At 68.7% G+C, this 14,825-nt stretch carries 15 protein-coding genes; 8 read left to right on the forward strand and 7 right to left on the reverse strand.

The genetic code is table 11. The features are described 5' to 3' along the window. Positions 1 to 6: 6 nt before the first annotated feature. Both MUN33_RS07095 and MUN33_RS07100 read left to right on the forward strand, forming a co-directional pair. Entirely contained in the window at positions 7 to 525 is a 519-nt protein-coding gene (locus tag MUN33_RS07095) for a hypothetical protein (protein WP_244804204.1), read from the forward strand. A 25-nt stretch (positions 526 to 550) separates the two neighbouring features. Beyond that, complete coding sequence (locus tag MUN33_RS07100; RefSeq protein ID WP_244804205.1) at positions 551 to 1,408, forward strand: CoA transferase; 858 nt, start codon at positions 551 to 553, stop codon at positions 1,406 to 1,408. Positions 1,409 to 1,420: 12 nt separating this feature from the next. Here MUN33_RS07100 and MUN33_RS07105 read toward each other — a convergent pair whose 3' ends face one another. Both MUN33_RS07105 and MUN33_RS07110 read right to left on the reverse strand, forming a co-directional pair. Further along, entirely contained in the window at positions 1,421 to 1,960 is a 540-nt protein-coding gene (locus MUN33_RS07105) for a GNAT family N-acetyltransferase (protein ID WP_244804206.1), read from the reverse strand. Positions 1,961 to 1,989: 29 nt separating this feature from the next. Beyond that, complete coding sequence (locus MUN33_RS07110; protein WP_244804207.1) at positions 1,990 to 2,280, reverse strand: hypothetical protein; 291 nt, start codon at positions 2,278 to 2,280, stop codon at positions 1,990 to 1,992. 323 nt (positions 2,281 to 2,603) lie between these two features. Here MUN33_RS07110 and MUN33_RS07115 point away from each other — a divergent pair, with 323 nt between their 5' ends. Together MUN33_RS07115 and MUN33_RS07120 are read left to right on the forward strand one after the other, a co-directional pair. Further along, a complete protein-coding gene (locus MUN33_RS07115) occupies positions 2,604 to 3,347 on the forward strand; it encodes a hypothetical protein (RefSeq protein ID WP_244804208.1) in 744 nt (247 codons plus the stop codon). A 70-nt stretch (positions 3,348 to 3,417) separates the two neighbouring features. Then, positions 3,418 to 4,365, forward strand: coding sequence for a D-isomer specific 2-hydroxyacid dehydrogenase family protein (locus MUN33_RS07120; RefSeq protein ID WP_244804209.1), 948 nt, complete (start codon positions 3,418 to 3,420; stop codon positions 4,363 to 4,365). 6 nt (positions 4,366 to 4,371) lie between these two features. On the opposite strand, the gene MUN33_RS07125 is transcribed toward MUN33_RS07120, so the two are convergent. Further along, positions 4,372 to 4,989: a DUF1990 domain-containing protein gene (locus tag MUN33_RS07125; protein WP_244804210.1), complete on the reverse strand. Its 618-nt coding sequence runs from the start codon at positions 4,987 to 4,989 to the stop codon at positions 4,372 to 4,374. A 157-nt stretch (positions 4,990 to 5,146) separates the two neighbouring features. On the opposite strand from MUN33_RS07125, the gene MUN33_RS07130 reads away from it, so the two are divergent. The 4 genes from MUN33_RS07130 (at position 5,147) to MUN33_RS07145 (ending at position 9,390) form a co-directional block, all read left to right on the forward strand. After that, entirely contained in the window at positions 5,147 to 5,950 is an 804-nt protein-coding gene (locus MUN33_RS07130; protein WP_244804211.1) for a chymotrypsin family serine protease, read from the forward strand. A 464-nt stretch (positions 5,951 to 6,414) separates the two neighbouring features. Beyond that, a complete protein-coding gene (locus tag MUN33_RS07135) occupies positions 6,415 to 8,163 on the forward strand; it encodes a BCCT family transporter (protein WP_369414943.1) in 1,749 nt (582 codons plus the stop codon). Between the two features lie 87 nt (positions 8,164 to 8,250). Next, positions 8,251 to 9,105: a 3-hydroxybutyryl-CoA dehydrogenase gene (locus MUN33_RS07140; RefSeq protein ID WP_244804212.1), complete on the forward strand. Its 855-nt coding sequence runs from the start codon at positions 8,251 to 8,253 to the stop codon at positions 9,103 to 9,105. Positions 9,106 to 9,180: 75 nt separating this feature from the next. Next, positions 9,181 to 9,390, forward strand: coding sequence for a CsbD family protein (locus tag MUN33_RS07145; protein ID WP_244804213.1), 210 nt, complete (start codon positions 9,181 to 9,183; stop codon positions 9,388 to 9,390). Positions 9,391 to 9,457: 67 nt separating this feature from the next. Here the strand turns inward: MUN33_RS07145 and MUN33_RS07150 are convergent, their stop codons facing one another. The 4 genes from MUN33_RS07150 to MUN33_RS07165 are packed head-to-tail and all read right to left on the reverse strand — an operon-like array spanning position 9,458 to position 14,753. Then, a complete protein-coding gene (locus MUN33_RS07150) occupies positions 9,458 to 11,377 on the reverse strand; it encodes an ABC transporter ATP-binding protein (protein WP_244804214.1) in 1,920 nt (639 codons plus the stop codon). 17 nt (positions 11,378 to 11,394) lie between these two features. Then, complete coding sequence (locus MUN33_RS07155) at positions 11,395 to 12,609, reverse strand: MalY/PatB family protein (RefSeq protein WP_244804215.1); 1,215 nt, start codon at positions 12,607 to 12,609, stop codon at positions 11,395 to 11,397. Between the two features lie 10 nt (positions 12,610 to 12,619). Further along, a complete protein-coding gene (locus MUN33_RS07160) occupies positions 12,620 to 14,050 on the reverse strand; it encodes a carboxylesterase family protein (RefSeq protein ID WP_244804216.1) in 1,431 nt (476 codons plus the stop codon). Between the two features lie 4 nt (positions 14,051 to 14,054). After that, complete coding sequence (locus tag MUN33_RS07165) at positions 14,055 to 14,753, reverse strand: TetR/AcrR family transcriptional regulator (RefSeq protein WP_244804217.1); 699 nt, start codon at positions 14,751 to 14,753, stop codon at positions 14,055 to 14,057. Between the last annotated feature and the right edge of the window lie 72 nt (positions 14,754 to 14,825).

Consider the following 14,825-nt stretch of genomic DNA (forward strand, 5'->3'; position numbering starts at 1 on the left):
CATGCCGTGGACCGAGACAGCCGCTACTCAGCGCAGAACCCCTATGGCCGTACGGGCGGCGACGTGCCGGAGGCCGTCGCCTCCTATGTCGACGTCACCGCACTGGATCCGCGGGCACGGCTCCGGAAGTACCGGCCGACCAGGATCAAGAAGACCGGCGCCTGGGCCGGGGTGGTCCTGGGGGTCCTGATGTTCCTGACGGTCCTGAACCCGGTCAACGGCGATGTCGTGGCCGATGCGCTGCTGGGGCTCGGCTTCGGGACGATGATGTTCGTCCCCGGGGTCTACTGGCTCCTGTGCAACCGCCGGGACGCGAAGACCCTGTCGGAGTGGGTGCTCACACACCGGGAGTACCAGGCGAACTGGGAGCTGCTGGCCCGCGATGAACAGGCGGTGTTCGCGGCCCCCGAGGAACTGCCGGTGCTGCCGTTGCGTCGGTGGAAGACCGTGGTCATGGTCGTCATCGTGGGGTTCTTCGTCGCGATGGCCGGGTCGATGCTTCTCCCGGAATCGACGGTGGCCTGACCCGCGGACGCGTACCATCACGGCCATGGACCAACCTCTCAGCGGTGTCGCCGTGGTCTCCCTGGCCGTGAATCTCCCGGGCCCGGCGGCGACGCGCCGACTCCGACAGCTGGGTGCCTCGGTGACGAAGGTGGAACCGCCCTCCGGCGATCCGTTGGCCTTCGCCGCGCCCGACTACTACGGGTTCTTCGCCGAAGGGCAGGAGACGGTGACCGTCGACCTGAAGTCCGCCGACGGGCAGCGCGAGCTGGACAGCTACCTCTGTGACGCCGATCTGCTGGTCACCTCGCACCGCCCACGGGCCCTGGCGCGGCTGGGGCTGGACTGGGCGACCCTGCATGCGCGCTACCCGCGGTTGTCGCAGGTGGCGATTGTCGGCAGTCACGGCGAGGACGCCGACACCCCGGGTCATGACCTGACCTACCAGGCGCAGGCGGGCACGATCGCCGTGGCGGAGGGCACACCGGTGCTTCCCGCGCTGCCGGTGGCGGACCTGGGCGGGGCCGAACGCGCGGTGGCGGACGGTGTCGCCGCACTCTTCCATGCCGCCAGGACGGGGGAGGGGATGTTCGTCGAGGTCGGGTTGGCACAGGTCGTCGACGATTTCGCGGCGTCCCGGCGCTTCGGATTATCCGCGCCCGGCGGCCCCCTCGGAGGTGGTCTGCCCCTCTACGGCATGTACCCGGCCCGCGACGGGTACGTGGCGGTCGCGGCCATCGAACCCCATTTCGCGGTGGCACTGGCAGACGCGGTGGGGGCGGACTCCCCGCTGTCGGTCACGGTCGACACCCTGACCGACTTCTTCGCCGCGGAGTCCGTCGGACACTGGCAGGCGTGGGCGGAGGAGCGGGACGTCCCGCTCGCCGTCGTCCGGACCGGCTGAACCGGCGACGACTCAGAACACCAGGCGGAAGGCACCGCGCAGCGCCACGTCGAGCCCGGCTGCGCGCTCGGCGGCCCGGATCGCCGCGAGGTCCGGGCCGAGGGCGTCGTCGGGCACGGGGTGAAACCCCAGGCGGCGGTACAACGGCCCGTTCCACGGCACCTCAAGGAACGAGGTCAGGGACACCCCCGGGAAACCCCGGTGCCGGGCGTGGTCGACGGCCAGGGACACCAGCCCGGTCCCCAGTCTTTTCCCACGGTGCGCCGGGTCCACCGACACCTGCTCGATCAGCAGGTCACCGTCGGCGACCCCCACCCACAGCCAGGCGGCGGGCCTGCCGCGGCCGGGTGGGGTCAGGTCATCGACGACCAGGATACGGCCGTCGTCGACGGCCACGGTCAGTTCGGAGGCATCCGGGGGCGCGTCGTCGGCTATGGCGTCGAGCCCCACGGAGCGGAACGGTTCCCCGGCACGTCGCTCCAGCTCACGGATCGGGTCGATGTCACCGACCCCGGCGACACGCGCGGAGTCCGGACCGTGGTCCCCCGGCAACGGTCCGGTGAATGAGGCGGTGGGCGTGCCTATGACGCCGGTGCGGTCTGGGCGCCCGGAGCGTAGGGCTCGGTCTCGCCGACGGTCGAGGGAGCCCCTTCGGTGCCGTAGCCGGTGGTCGCCTCGGTGGGCTCACCGGCCTCGCTGGCCGGGGTGGACGTCGTCGGAACGCCGGCGCCCTCGAAACCGCTGTCCGGGGTGACTTCGGTGGACGGGGCGGTGCGTTCGCTGTCGTTCTCGCTGGGCGGCTGGCAGGCGGTGGCCCCCAGCGCCAGAACAGCGGCAGCGAGCAGGGCGGTGGTCCGGCGTGTGCGGGTCATCTCATCTCTCCTGAGTGAGTCAGCGGTGGATCAGCAGGAGGATGTCAGTGCCTCCTGTATGTACTCGTGATCGAGCATAGTGGGTCAGACCTGCGGGTTGGTACACGGGCGGCCCCCGGTGCGGTGAACATGGGGTACCTGGATGTGCCGGACCATATCTGACGTGCCACGGACCATGTCCCGGGCGGGGGTCACCGGGGTGTGCACCGCCGACGTCGAGGTCACGCTGACCGGGGTGGCGGTGGGGTAGTGTTCTCCTGGACCGGACACGGTGGCGATGGCCGTGCCCCGGAAGGACCTGCACAGAACGAAAGGACGTGGCGATGAGCCCGAATGGTCGCCGTGGTGACGAGGGCGGCGGTCGGCGCCCGGACGACGAGACACCGACCACCGTCTTCGGCCGGTCGGGCGACGTCCCGCCCGACGAGAACCCCACGACCGTGTGGTCCACCGGAGCGCAGGGGCAGACCCCTGAGCCGCCCCGGTACCGGCACGCCAACGCCGACGAGACCCGGGTCATCCCGCCGACGGGTCCGGGCCACGGACAGGGACAGCAGCCTGACGGCCAGTACGGGCAGTACGGGCAGTACGGGCAGACCAGCCAGTACGACCAGTACAGCCAGCAGGCGCCGGCGCCCGGGTACGCGGCGCCCGGTCACCAGCAGCAGTACGGTCAGCCGGAGTTCGGCGCAGACCAGGGGGCCGGACCGCGCGGCGGGAAGAAACGTCGCGGGCCGTTGGCGGTGATCCTGCTCGTCGTCGCCGCACTGGTCGCCCTGGGGCTGATACTCGCATTCTCCTTCTTTAGTGGTTTCGGTGGTTTCGGTGGCGACGACGACGGTGCGCCCGCCCCGACGTCGACGACCCGGCCCGCCCCCGAGACGACGCCGGAGGACACCCCGCGCGACAGGCCGACGGTGCCGCCGTTCGAGCTGCCCAGTGACATCCAGATCCCCACGGAGATCCAGGACCTGCCCAGCAACCTCCCGGAGCTCCCGACCCTGGACCCGGGACTCGAGGAACAGCTCAACGACACCCTGGACCAGCTCCGCAACCAGTTCGGCTGAGCGTCCGGGTGGGCCCCGGGGGCGGGGGTGGTCCGAAGGCTCCCGCCCGTCGGCAGGTATGACTGGGGGTATGACCCGACACACACCGTCCCTGAACATCTACACCGCCCGTTTCCCGCTGCCCCGGACCCGGGCAGCACTGGAGGCCGCAGGAGCCGTCATCGTCGACGACCTCTCCGAGGCCGACGCCTTCATCTGTCACGGCGTGGCTCCGTCCGACTTCCCGGAGCTCCCGGAGCGGGTGAAGTGGGTACAGCTCTGCCAGGCGGGCATCGAGGGGTACATCGGCGAGGGGGTCGTCACCGCCGGTCCGGGCGGGGACCGGAGGTGGTCCAATGCCTCCGGGATCTACGGCCGCCAGGTCGCGGAGAGTGCCGTGGCGTTGCTGCTGTCGGTCACCCACATGCACAAGAAGATCACCCGGGCCGCGAGCTGGTCGGTGTGGCGTGACGTCGACGAGGGGACACGCTGGCTGCACGGCGCCACCGTCGCCGTGGTGGGTGCCGGCGGCATCGGCCGTCACCTCATCGACATGCTGGCGCCGTTCGGGGCCGAGGTGATCGTCGTGAACCGGACGGGTACCCCGGTGGAGGGCGCCTCGCGCAGTGTGCCCGTCGAGGACCTGAAGGACGCCGTCGCCGCGGCCGACCACACGGTCGTCGCCGTCCCGTTGACCGCCGACACCGAGGGGATGTTCGACGCCGACGTCTTCGCCGCCTTCCGCCCCGGTGCCACCGTGGTCAACGTCGCCCGCGGCCCCGTCGTCGTCACCGACGATCTCGTCGCCGCCCTGGAGTCCGGTCATCTCGGTGGTGCCGGGCTCGACGTCACCGATCCGGAACCCCTTCCGGACGGTCATCCCCTGTGGGACATGGACAATGTCACGGTGACCACCCACTCGGCGAACACGCGGGCGTCGATGGACGCGCAGCTGGCAGGCCCCGTGGTCGACAACTACCTGGCGTTCCTCGACGGCCGGCGGATGCCGACCGAGCTCGACCCGGGCAAGGGGTACTGAGGGTCCTCAGGCAGCACCCATGCCGCGGACGTAGGCCGCCGCCATCCTGGCCTGGATCCGGCGACCGAGTGCACCGCCGAGTCGGGTGACCAGACGCCCGGGGCGGGAGAAGGCGCTGACGGTCGCTGTGACGGTACCGTCCTCGTCGAGGGTGACCGAGAAACACTCCTCCCCGCATTCGACGTGGCCCGGCAGGGTCCCGTAGACCATCTGCGCCGGACCGGCGGTGAGTACGAGGCACGGCGAATCCAGCGGGGTGAGCAGCCCACGCCCCGGGGTGACCGTGACGAGGTCGCCCACGGCCAGCGGGGACTGCGCGGACAACGGGGGCCCGTCGCGGTGCAGGGGAGCCCCGGCGAGTCGGTGGGCGCGTCCGGAGAACAGGTTGTCCAACGCCCGGTCCCGGTCGGCGGTGCCGTGGCCGATCACCTCACTGTGGGTGACACGGTGGAAGCCGTCCCGCTGCAGCCGGTCGGCCAACGCCGAACGGTCGAGGTCGGTGGGTGTGTCGAGGTCGGCGACCATCGCCGACGCCCCGGTCAGGTCGGACGGGTAGGTCAGGTCGCGGCCGGTCGGCGCGCGGTCCGGGGAGCGGGGAGGTGTGGACGGTCGGCGCAGCAGCATGTGCCCGAGGGTACCCCTGCGGGAGGCTGCATCAGCTGCGGGTCATCTGCGGGTCAGCTGCGCACGCAGGTACTTTCCGCCTGGAGAGCATGCAGGTCCGGGGAACACGATACAATCCCCCCATACCATTCTCGGCACCCAGTGAAGGGACAGTACGATGCGCAGAAAAACCACGTCAACTGAGTCGGCCGGTGGTCGTTCGCGGCGTCCCCTCGGCAGGATCGTCGCCGCCGGGGCGATGGCGTTCGCGCTGGTGACCGGTGGTGCGGCCGCAGCGCTGCCGGCGACGGCCTCGGCCGCGGCGTCCACCCACGCCGGAGCAGGCATCATCGTGACCACGGCCGACGGGCAGGAGGCCATCTGCACGATGAACTCGGTCGTCGAGCGCGGCGGCACCTACTTCGGCGTCACCGCGGGCCACTGCCTCAACCCGGCGGAGCTCGGCTCCCCGGTGGTGAAGATCTCCACCCGCGACGGCGGCCTGCTGGCGGACAGCGCCGACATCCAGGCCGGTGGTGTGGTCCGGAGCGGTACCGCGAACCCCTTCGAGCCGTACGCCGGGCTCGACGACTTCGGCTGGTTCCGCCTCGATGAGTCGGTGACCCCGGACGCCGGCCAGGTGTCCAGCACCGCCGCCACCGGAATCCCGATGCTCGACGACCTGCTGCGTGGTGCCAACCAGCCGCTGGGTGAGCCGGTGCCGGTGAGCCAGAACCTGGTCGGCAGGATCGTCTGCAAAGACGGCACGATGTCGGGCAGGACCTGTGGTCCGGTCCTGGCCGTCAACTCCCGTACCGAGGAGGTCACCGCGCTGATCCCCGCGATCGGCGGCGACTCCGGCAGTCCCCTGCACGTGTCCGGCAGGGACGGGAAGCGGCACATCGTGGGCACGCTGTCCAACGGGACGCCGGTGCTGTTCAACACCTTCGACGGCACGCGCCAGCACCTGAACCGGATCTAGCCCACCGGCAGGGCTCGGCTGGCCCTCGGAGCCGGGGCTGAGGAATCTCGGACTGACATTCCAGCAGCCTGTCAGGGAGCTCCAACGTGGGCGTCGTACTGTCGGAGACATTGCCACCACAGGTGGTGAGGTGATATCCAGGACGGTCGTCGCGAAAGGATCCACGTATACGGCAGGTGAGCATTCTCCTCTTGAAACGTCAGCAGGACACCCCCGGTTCGTCAGGAGCCGGGGGTTTCCTGTGCCCGGGGAGAAAGGGGAACGTTGTGTAGACTCAGGAAACAGTTGTCCACTGACCTCAATCAACCGGGCCTTTTCGGTACGAGGATCGTTCGAGGGCCCGGGGAACCGGATCTGACGTGACTTCCTCGACTGACCGTGCACGAACTACCGGCGATGCCGGGGCGACAACCGCGCAGGGAGAGGAGGTAACCGCGAGGGGCCCGGACCGCCTCGTCCTGGGGGTGTCAGCCGGATTCATCGTCCTGTTCGTCGCGGTATGCGTGATCTTCGGGCCTGCTGCCCGCGACAGGTTCTCTGTCGTCTCCGGATGGCTGATGACGAACCTCAACTGGTTGTACATCGCCGGTGTCACCGTTGCGCTGTTGTTCCTGGTGGGGCTTGCCCTCAGCCATTTCGGGCGCATGCGGCTCGGTCCGGACGGGGAGAAGCCCGAGTATTCGCTGAAGAGCTGGTTCGCCATGCTGTTTGCTGGCGGGTTGGGCAGCGTCCTGATGTTCTGGGGAGTTGCGGAGCCGATCAACCACGCGGTGAACGTTCCCATGCAGAACGAAGAACCGATGTCCCACGAGGCTGTGAACCAGGCGATGGGGTTCACCATGTATCACTTCGGCATCCACATGTGGGTGATATTCGCGCTCCCCGGCCTCGCGCTGGGGTACTTCATCTACAAGCGGAATCTGCCGCCGCGAGTGTCGTCGATCTTCGCGCCGCTCCTCGGTGGCGCCATCTACGGTTGGCCCGGCAAACTCATCGATGCGCTGGCGATCATCGGTACTGTCTTCGGTATCGCCGTGTCGCTGGGCCTCGGTACCCTGCAGATCCAGTCGGGGTTGGGAAGGGTCTTCGGCATTGAGGGGTCCACGTTGCTGCTGGTCGGTATCGTCGCGGTGATCGTGGCATTGGCGTGCTGGTCGGTTGCTGCCGGCCTGGACCGGGGTATCAGGAACCTATCGAACATCAATATCGTCATGGCTGCCGTGCTGATGCTCTTCGTCCTGGTGGCGGGGCCGACGCTGTTGCTGTTGCGTGGGACAATGGACAGCGCCTCCCTGTACGCCGAATGGCTGCCGCGGCTGATGTTCTGGTCCGACGCCGACGAGATCACGGCGGACGGCTGGCAGGGCACCTGGACGGTGTTCTACTGGGCGTGGACAATCTGCTGGTCGCCGTTCATCGGGATGTTCGTGGCACGGATCTCGAAGGGACGCACCGTCCGTGAGTTCGTCGGCGGGGTACTGGTTCTGCCGGCGTTATTCATCCTGGTGTGGTTCGCCATCTTCGGCTATGCCGGTCTCGACGCTGAACGCCGGAATCCAGGAAGCGTTTCCGGCCCGGTGGTGGACCAGGGGGATGCAGCGGCGTCCCTGTTCATTCTGCTGGACACGCTGCCGTGGAGCACCCTGGTCAGTGGTTTCGCGTTGGTCGTCGTCGCCATCTTCTTCGTGACCTCGATCGATTCCGCCGCCCTGGTGAACGACATGTTCGCCGTCGGCGAAGAGAACGTTACCCCGACCTACCAGCGCGTGCTGTGGGCGGCGTCCATCGGTGCGGTGACCGCCGCGATCCTGGTGATGTCCCCGGACGCTGGGATCGAGGCGTTGCAGGAGATCGCGATTATCATCGGGCTGCCGTTCTTCCTGATGTTCTTCGTGATGATGTTTTCTCTGGTCAGAGGAATGGGCAATGACTACCACGCCCGGCCCGAACCGCGGACCAGGCAATGGGAGAAAGCCGACAGCCCCGAGGCGCTCGAGGAGAACGAGCGCAAACCCGCGCCGGGGTACGACGAGACAGGTGACGAGCTGCCGGTCGCGACCTATGACGAGGAGGGCAACCTCATCGTTCCTGGCAGCATCATCGTTGCCGGGGACGTGGGTGTGGTCGGTGACATCGGTGCGGCCGCCCCGGAGGACTACGAGGCATTGAACGACATTGACCGGCCCGCTTCCGGTCAGGGTAAGCCAGGGTAACGTTCGTCCTGGAGGGTGACCCCGGTTACACTGTGAAGATATAACCACATACCAACTTTCAGGAACTTCAGCTCGAAGGAGAACACCATGGTTCAGCGTGTAGGCGTTATCGGTGCCGGTCAGATGGGCGGCGGTATCGCCGAGGTCGCCGCGAAGGCAGGAAGCGACGTCCTGGTGTGGGAGGCCACCCAGGACGCCCTGGACTTCGGCAAGTCCAGGATCGAGAAGTCCCTGGACAAGGCGGTGCAGCGCGGTAAGCTCAGCGAGGACGACCGCGACGCCGCACTGGCACGGCTCACCTTCACCACCACGCTCGAGGACTTCGCCGACCGGGAACTGGTCATGGAGGCGATCATCGAGAACGAGAAGATCAAGAAGGACGTCTTCGCCAAGCTGGACGCCATTGTCGAGGACAAGACCGCACCGTTGTGCTCCAACACCTCGTCGCTGCCGATCCAGGCCATCGCCTCGGCCACCGAGAACCCCGGGAGGATCATCGGCCTGCACTTTTTCAACCCGGTCCCCGTCCTGCCGCTGGTCGAGGTCATCCCGGCACTGACAACCGCCGACGCCACCGTGGAGACGGCGCGGACCTACGCCACCGAGGTGCTGGGCAAGACCGCCATCGAGGCCAAGGACCGTTCCGGCTTCATCGTGAACTTCCTCCTGGTGCCGTACCTGCTGTCCGCGGTGCGCATGGTCGAGCAGGGTGTGGCCACCAAGGAGGACATCGACACCGGTATGAAGCTCGGCGCCAGCCACCCCATGGGGCCGCTGACCCTGGCGGACATGGTCGGCCTGGACACCTGTGCGTTCATCGCCGACGTCATGCACGAGGAGTTCGGTGACCCGTCGTACGCCTGCCCGCCGCTGCTGCGGCGCATGGTCCAGGCTGGGCACCTGGGACGTAAGTCGGGCAAGGGTTTCTACGACTACGCATAGAACCCTGCACGCGGGGCAGATTGCCGCTACAGTCGGTGGCGTACGCTTCCCACACCATCGCGAAGGAGAACTTCCATGTCAGGGTTCGACGACATCAAGAACAAGGCAGAGAACGCTGCAGGTCAGGCCAAGGAGGCAGCCGGTGACGCCACCGGCAACGACGACCTGAAGAACGAGGGCAAGGCCGACCAGGTCACCTCGGACGTCAAGCAGAAGTTCGAGGACGCCAAGGACGCGGCCTCCGACAAGGCCAACGAGGTCATCGGGAAGTTCAAGGACAACTGACCGGCTCCACGTCCCGCGAGGAAAACCCCCGCCCCCTGTGCCCAGGGGAGCGGGGGTTCCTGCGTTTTTACGCGGTCGGCCCGGCCGACCCCGGTGAGACGGGGCCCGCCTCCAGCTCGTCGTCCTCGGGGCCTCCGTCGCCGTGGAAACCGAACCTGCGCAACCGGGCACGGTCCTCCTCGGAGGAGCTGGCCGTGAGGCGGAGGAGCTCGGCGTAGATGCCGCCACTGGCCGCGAGCTTCGCCGGGGTACCGATCTCGTCGACGTGGCCGGAGTCCAGGGTGACGATGGTGTCGACCGTCGCGATGGTGGACAGCCGGTGGGCGATCACCAGGGTGGTCCGCCCGACCATGAGTTCCTCCAGACCCGCCTGGACGGCACGCTCGGCGCGGGTGTCCAGCGCGGAGGTGGCCTCGTCGAGGATGAGGATCGGCGCGTCCTTCAGCATCGCCCGCGCCACGGCGATCCGTTGCTTCTGTCCGCCGGACAGGCGCAGACCACGCTCGCCGATCAGGGTGTCGTATCCGTCGGTGAAGTTCCGGATGAAGGCGTCGGCGTTGGCACGCTCGGCGACCCGGCGGATCTCCTCGTCGGTGGCGTCCGGACGCCCGTAGGCGATGTTCTCCCGGATCGTCCCGGAGAACAGGGCGGCGTCCTGGAACACCACACCCACCATGCCCCGCAGCTGGGCCGCCGACAGGTCGCGGATGTCGTGACCGCAGACCTTCAGTGTGCCGCCGGTGGGGCGGTACAGCCCCAGCAGCAGGTTCACCAGTGTCGATTTCCCACCGCCGGATTCACCGACCAGCGCGACCTTCTCGTTGTGGCCGGCCGCGAAACTGACTTGGTGGATCACCGGGTCGTCGGGGTCGTAGCCGAAGGTCACGTCGTCGAACTCGAAGACCGGCGTCCCGCCCGGGCGGTCGGTATCGGCGACGGGCGCAGGTGGGGACGGGATCGCGTCGCGCACCTCCTGCTCGTCCACCACGGACGGGCCGTACTCGCGCGAGGCGGTCAGGAGCACCGGGGACGCGGTCGGCTCCTCCAGCTCGTCCATGGCCTCGAAGTACTCCCGCGACCCGGCGGCGGCGCGTTGGGCGGAGTCGACCATCCAGCTCATCATCGTCGCCGGCTGCTTGGCCATCGCCACCAGCTGGACCAGCAGGACGAGCTCACCGATGGTGAAGTCCCCGTTGAGCGTGCGGGTGAACAGCACCAGGTAGATCGCGAAGAACACCACGTTCATCCCCGCCATGCGGAAGACGTCCATCATGTGCCACCAGCGTGACTGGCGCCTGGTGACGTCGACGGTCTCGGCGAAGTGCGTCTGGAACAGCCGCAGCTCCCGCAGCTCGGAGACGAAGGACTTCACCACCTTGACCTGGCCGACGACTTCGGCGAAACGGCCCTGGGCGGTGTCGATGTGTTCGTTCTTCGTCTTCTCCCACCGCATCCACCGTTTACTCGTCAGGGCGGTGAGCCACAGGTACATCGGGAAGATGATCACCAGCAGCAGGGCGAGTGGCCAGTAGAACCACGCGGAGATCGCCAGGACCACGATGACGGTGAGGACCATCGAGAAGAAGTTGTTCGCGAACGCCTGGAGGAACTGGGTCAGCCCCATGATCGACCGGTCGAGACGTGAGATGATCGTGCCGGTGATCTGCCGGTCAAAGTAGCTCTGGGGCAGCGACAGCAGTTTGGCGAAGTAGCGGTTGGAGAGGATCTGACGCATCCGCATGGCCATGACGTCGCCGAACCAGCCACCGACGTTGTGGATCACCGTGTGCGCGAGTTCCGCGGCGAGCAGCCCCAACGCCACGGCGATGACGGTCTTCGTCGCGGCCTCGACACTGATCGTGCCGTTGACCGAGTCCACGATGGTGTCGGTGGCGTGGCTGATCAGGAACGGGGAGGCCAGCGACAACAGCACCGTGGCGGTCGCCGCCACGATGACCATGGTGTAGTACGGCCACAGCTCCTTCATGGAGCCGACGATTCGGGTCAGGCTTCGCACGCGTCCCCGCTCCGCAGGTCGGCCTCGGCGATCCGGTCGAGGGCGGCGTCCAGGATCTCGCGGGAGGTCCCGAAGTTTAGCCGGACATGCCCGGTACCGGTCGGACCGAAGTCCGTGCCTTCGTTCAGACCGACCCGCGCCAGGGTGCGCAGGCGTGCCGCGGGGGAGGTGACCGTCCCGTCGGCCCCGCGCAGCCGGTCGACCTCGGAGACGTCCAGCCACGCCAGGAACGTGGCCTCCTCCCGGGGCAGCCGGACCCCGGGGAGGACCTCGGGCAGCCGGTGGGTGAGGTGCTCCCAGTTCGCGGCCAGGTAGTCGACCTCCTCGGTCAGCCAGTCGAGCCCGTCGGTGTAGGCGGCGGTGGCCGCCGCGAGCCCGATCGTGGATGCTTCACCGGTGACCAGGTTCGACAACCGTGCGATCTCGCGGGTGTCCTCCTTGTTGGTGGTGATGATCTGCGCGCACTTCAGCCCCGCGGTGTTCCACCCCTTCGACGTGGCCGTCACGGTCACCGTGACCGCCGCGGCCGTGTCGGAGACCGTGGCCGTGGGCACGTGCCGGCCCGAGTACACCAACGGGGCGTGGATCTCGTCGGAGATCACCCGGACATTGTGTGCCGCCGCCAGGTCCGTGACCTCACGAAGTTCATCGGCGGTGAAGGCGCGGCCCAACGGGTTGAAGGGGTTGCACAGGATCAGGCTGCCCACACCGTTGGGGTTGTCGGTGGAGGTGAACGCCCGTTCCAGGGCCTCGAGGTCGAACACCGCCTCGCCGGCGGCACCCGTGGACATCGGGACGTAGGTCGCCGGACGCCGGGTGGCGGCGGGGACCTTCTGGAACGGGGGGTAGGCGGGGAGCGGGATGACGATCGACGAGCCGGGGGCGGTGAGGGTGTCCACGGCGACGACGATGCCCTTGACGACGTCCGGGACGACGGTCACCCGCGCCGGGTCGACCGTCCAGCCGTGCCGACGTTCGGAGAAGTCCGCCAGCGCCTCCGCCAGCAGCCGGGAACCGGCCCCCAGCTCGGGGTAGCCGAAGTACTCGCGGTCGACCGCGTCACGGATCGCGGCGGCCACCGGCGGACAGGTGCCGAAGTCCGTCTCGGCCACCCACAGCGGAAGCACATCGGGCTCGTACGCCGTCCATTTCATCGTGCGCCGGGCACGCAGGGTATCTAGGTCGGGAAAGGTGAGAGCCATGCCGACAACTCTAACCTCCGGCGTCACCCCTGGCGCGTGCAGGCCGGACCGGCCGGCCCGGGTACAGGGGCCCCAGGAGGGTCCGGACAGCCTGCCACGGATCCCGGGTGACCCGGGTGGCACGGGGGAGCGCGGCGTGGTCCGCGCCGCCGGCGACGTCGAACAACCGGGTATGCCGGTCCGGTGTCTCGAAGCGGGGCCAGTCCGGGGACCGCCCGTGGGCGAACCCGACCACTGTCGACCGGAATGCCCCGGTCCCCGCGCTGCCGAACAACAGGGGGAGCTCGGCACAGTGTTCGGCGAGACGACCGTTCCCCCGGAAATCGTAGGTCCACACCGGTGCGCCCGCCGCCGCGAGTGACTCGGCGAACGCCGACGCCCACCGACGGATCGTCCGGTCGCCCACAGTACGTCCCAACGGGCGGACCGGTGCAGTGGAGCCGACGTACCGGCACCACCCGGGCAGGGAACGTACCGGAACCCCGAGCGCGACCATCGCCGGGGCGACGAGCCAGGCCGCCAGCGTGCCGGCGGGACCGCGTCGGCCGAGCGTCCGGCGCAGCAGCGTGTCGACCTGGTGCACCCCCGGGAACATCACGAACTCATCGTGCATCGTCCCCACGATGACCGGCACCGGGCGCATCGCCGCCGTGGAGACCGGGTACACCCCGACAGCACAGTCCGCGGCGTGCATCCGGGCGAACCGCCGGTACGCCGTCGCGATCGCGTCCGGGTCCATCGCAGCCAGACGCGCGGACGTGGGACGACGGAACGACCGAAGGGCCAGGCGTGCGGTGAGACCCCGGCTCCGCCAACCCCGCCGGGGCGCGCCGGGTGACATCAGCACCGCCCGGTGGAAGAGACCGTCCGCCCGCCGGTCCGTCAGCAGCCAGGCGACCAGGGCGCCTCCGGCGGACTGGCCGGCCAGGGTGACCTGGTCGGGGTCCCCGCCGACCTCGGCGATGCAGTCCCTGACCCAGCGTAGACCGAGCAACAGGTCGTCGACACCGCGGAAGCCGGTGTCGTCCAACGGCAGGAAGCCCTCGAAGCGCTTGCGGTAGTTCAACGTCACCACCACGCAGCCGGCTGCGGCGAGGGCGGTGGCGTCGTACCACGGTTCATCGGCGTGACCGGTCTGGAACCGCCCGCCGTGCACCCAGACCACCACCGGGTGGGGACCCTCGCCGGACTCCGCCGGGCAGGTCACCGTGGCGGTGTGCGTCGCCCGCAGGGCCCTGCGGGCCGGTGTGTCCGCGCAGTCCAGTGTCCCGGTCCAGGGAGGTGCGGCACGGGGAGGGGCGAAGGCCGCCGGACCGTCGTCGTGCGGTGCAGCGACCGGGACACCGCGGAAGACGGCGACGGTGCCGTCCCGCCACGAGCCGCCCACGGTGCCGGACGGGGTGTCGAACAGCGGTGCGCCGGTGGCGGGGGCGGTTCTCACGGGGTCAGGACGCGTGCTGCGCGGCTTCCTGGAGGATGATCGAGATGACCCCGGTGGCGTGCAGGTCGAGCTGTTCGCGCAGATTCGACGAGGGGTTCATCTCGTGGTCGACGAACAGGCCCTCGACGCCGGAGACCATGTAGGTCACGATGGCGTTGCGCCGCGACTCCGGGACATGGCCGAAATGGGTGGCGCCGATCTCGGAGAGCCTCCCGATAACGTCGGCACGCATGGCCAGGTACATCCGGCGGGGACCGGGGTCGTCGCTGCGCTTCTGGAGAGCCAGCGGGAGGCACAGACGGATGAACTCGGGGTGGTTCTCCAGGGCGTCCAGGAGCTGCTCGGCGATCTGCGGGAGATGCTGGAGGATGTCCTCGTCCTCGGGGATCGTCCAGGCGGCGTTCCAGGCGTCGAAGCTCTTCCCGATGACCTGTGACATCAGGTCGTCCTTGTCCTGGAAGTGCCAGTAGAGGGAGCTGGCGGGCAGGCCGCACTCCCTGCAGATCTCCGCGATGCTCGTCCCGTCGTAACCACGTTCGGTGGCGATACGGGTCGCGGCGTCGAGGATGCGTTGGCGGGAACGTTCCCCGTCGGCGCGCCGGTTCCGGGCGCGGCGCTTCGGGGCAGGCTTGTGTGGGGCCTCGTCCACTGCGTCGTTCGTGTGGGGAGCAGGGGTGGTGCTGACTTCTACCGGGGCTGACATGGTGGATATCCTACTGAAAATAACTACCCTCATGTGGCGGACCCCCGAACCGGGGCCGCTGCCGGAGGTGGC

The sequence above is a fragment of the Corynebacterium kalidii genome (assembly GCF_022869005.1).
GTDB lineage: Bacteria > Actinomycetota > Actinomycetes > Mycobacteriales > Mycobacteriaceae > Corynebacterium > Corynebacterium kalidii.

Coding starts and splice junctions, on each gene's coding strand:
- MUN33_RS07100 (WP_244804205.1), top strand. CDS start 551: ATGGACCAACCTCTCAGCGGTGTCGCCGTGGTCTCCCTGGCCGTGAAT.
- MUN33_RS07110 (WP_244804207.1), bottom strand. CDS start 2,280: ATGACCCGCACACGCCGGACCACCGCCCTGCTCGCTGCCGCTGTTCTG.
- MUN33_RS07115 (WP_244804208.1), top strand. CDS start 2,604: ATGAGCCCGAATGGTCGCCGTGGTGACGAGGGCGGCGGTCGGCGCCCG.
- MUN33_RS07120 (WP_244804209.1), top strand. CDS start 3,418: ATGACCCGACACACACCGTCCCTGAACATCTACACCGCCCGTTTCCCG.
- MUN33_RS07125 (WP_244804210.1), bottom strand. CDS start 4,989: ATGCTGCTGCGCCGACCGTCCACACCTCCCCGCTCCCCGGACCGCGCG.
- MUN33_RS07130 (WP_244804211.1), top strand. CDS start 5,147: ATGCGCAGAAAAACCACGTCAACTGAGTCGGCCGGTGGTCGTTCGCGG.
- MUN33_RS07140 (WP_244804212.1), top strand. CDS start 8,251: ATGGTTCAGCGTGTAGGCGTTATCGGTGCCGGTCAGATGGGCGGCGGT.
- MUN33_RS07145 (WP_244804213.1), top strand. CDS start 9,181: ATGTCAGGGTTCGACGACATCAAGAACAAGGCAGAGAACGCTGCAGGT.
- MUN33_RS07150 (WP_244804214.1), bottom strand. CDS start 11,377: ATGAAGGAGCTGTGGCCGTACTACACCATGGTCATCGTGGCGGCGACC.
- MUN33_RS07155 (WP_244804215.1), bottom strand. CDS start 12,609: ATGGCTCTCACCTTTCCCGACCTAGATACCCTGCGTGCCCGGCGCACG.
- MUN33_RS07165 (WP_244804217.1), bottom strand. CDS start 14,753: ATGTCAGCCCCGGTAGAAGTCAGCACCACCCCTGCTCCCCACACGAAC.